Here is a 1,815-nt window from a genome sequence, read left to right on the forward strand (position 1 = left end):
GAGTTCCAGCACCTAACAAGGAAAGTACTAAAACTGTAGCAAGTGTGAACTTTTTAGTTTTATTGTTCATTTTGTGTCCTCCTATTTTTATTATAACATCTCTACTGGGCAGAGTAAACTAAAATTCGGTATAGCTAGGGACTAGATTTATTTTAAATTTAGATGTTTGCAAAAATTTTTCTTAAATTTGGTGTATAATATAAATAGATGATTTTAATGAAATCTACTCGACTTGTTCGATAACTATCTGAAGCGAGATGAGGTGTTCAGAAATTGAATTTTTAAGGTTCCCACTTAGCCATACTTTTTAGGTTTTACATATTTAAATAAGCTAAACACTCCATGATATCATATAAATTATAGTTTAGAGGATGTAGAACAAATCTTCCTTCATCAAGGAAGTCAAATAACTCAATAACACAGGGATTCCATTCCCCTAGAAAGGTTAAATAAATGAAATCATATAAGAAATTTACGATTCTTGCTCTAGCTCTTCTTGGATTCACTAGCCAAACAGTTCTAGCTAATGATGCTAGTCATTCTACGAATAACTCTACCGGTAGTTCAGCTACTAGCTCTGCAAATGCTTCTCAAGCAACTACAGAAAACCAGCCAACGACTCCTAGTTCGAGTAAGCAGGAGACAAAGCCAACTCTTTCTACTGAGTCTAAGCTACAAACTGGTTGGGTAAAAGAAGACGGGAAGTGGACTTATTATAGTCAAACAGGTGTCAAATTTACAGATACTCTTTATGAGGGCTACCTATTTGATAAGAATGGTTACTTACTTGAAAATAGCTGGTATCAGATGGCTAACAAGTGGTACTACGCCAATGGCTCAGGAAAATATCTGTCTAACCAATGGAGTCAAATCAATGGTAAATGGTATGCATTTGATCAAAATGGTACCATGATGGCTAATATCTGGAAGGGAAATTATTACCTGAAGTCCAGTGGGGCTATGGCAGATAAAGAATGGGTGTACGATCCTAACTACTCTAGCTGGTTTTATCTCAAGTCAGGTGGGCACTATGCTGAACAGCAATGGGTTGGCTCTTACTATCTAAAATCTGGTGGCTACATGGCTCACAAAGAGTGGATTTATGATCAAGATTATCAAGCTTGGTATTATCTTAAAGAAGATGGTGTTTATGTCACTGGAACTTATACTATTGATGGAAGTAGTCATTTTTTCAAAGATAATGGTAAATGGGTGCAAGAACTTCCAAAAGGATTTGAAAAGGGGCGCTATACTAAAACTATCTTCCTAGATCCTGGGCATGGTGGACGTGATTCGGGCGCTTACTATTATGGAATAGCTGAAAAAGATTTGAATCTACAGGTCTCTCGTAAATTACGGAAACGTTTAGAAGAACTTGGCTATACAGTTTTAACATCTCGTGATAGTGATGTGGATGTTGACTTTGTGACAGAGCGTTCTCGTATGGTAAATAAGACGAATGCAGACTTCTTTATTAGTATTCATTTTAACGCTACTGGGAATGACACAACACTGAATCTGGGAATACAGACTTATTCTTATAAGGAAGATGCAGGTTACCCGAGCAAGATTAACCAGTACTGGCATAATAATCCAGATCGTATAAGTGAAAGTAATCGTTTGGCAGCTGACCTTCATTCATCTCTCTTGACCGAGACAGGTGCTAGAGATGCTGGGCTTCTGCAAGCCACCTTCGCTGTTCTTCGTGAGACTGCGAAACCTGCTGTGTTATTGGAGTTGGGTTATATGGATAATCCAGAAGAAAACCAACGAATCCGTAGTGATCAATACCAAGATAAGTTGGTTGAAGGTATT

General features: G+C 37.5%; 1 protein-coding gene. It reads left to right on the top strand.

Going from position 1 to position 1,815, the window contains the following annotated elements:
* Positions 1-453: 453 nt before the first annotated feature.
* Positions 454-1,815, top strand: a 1,362-nt coding sequence (locus SMIDD26_RS03135; RefSeq protein WP_061438873.1) for an N-acetylmuramoyl-L-alanine amidase, incomplete at its 3' end; no start/stop codon positions are given.

The sequence above is a fragment of the Streptococcus mitis genome (genome assembly GCF_001579035.1).
Classification (GTDB): domain Bacteria; phylum Bacillota; class Bacilli; order Lactobacillales; family Streptococcaceae; genus Streptococcus; species Streptococcus mitis_J.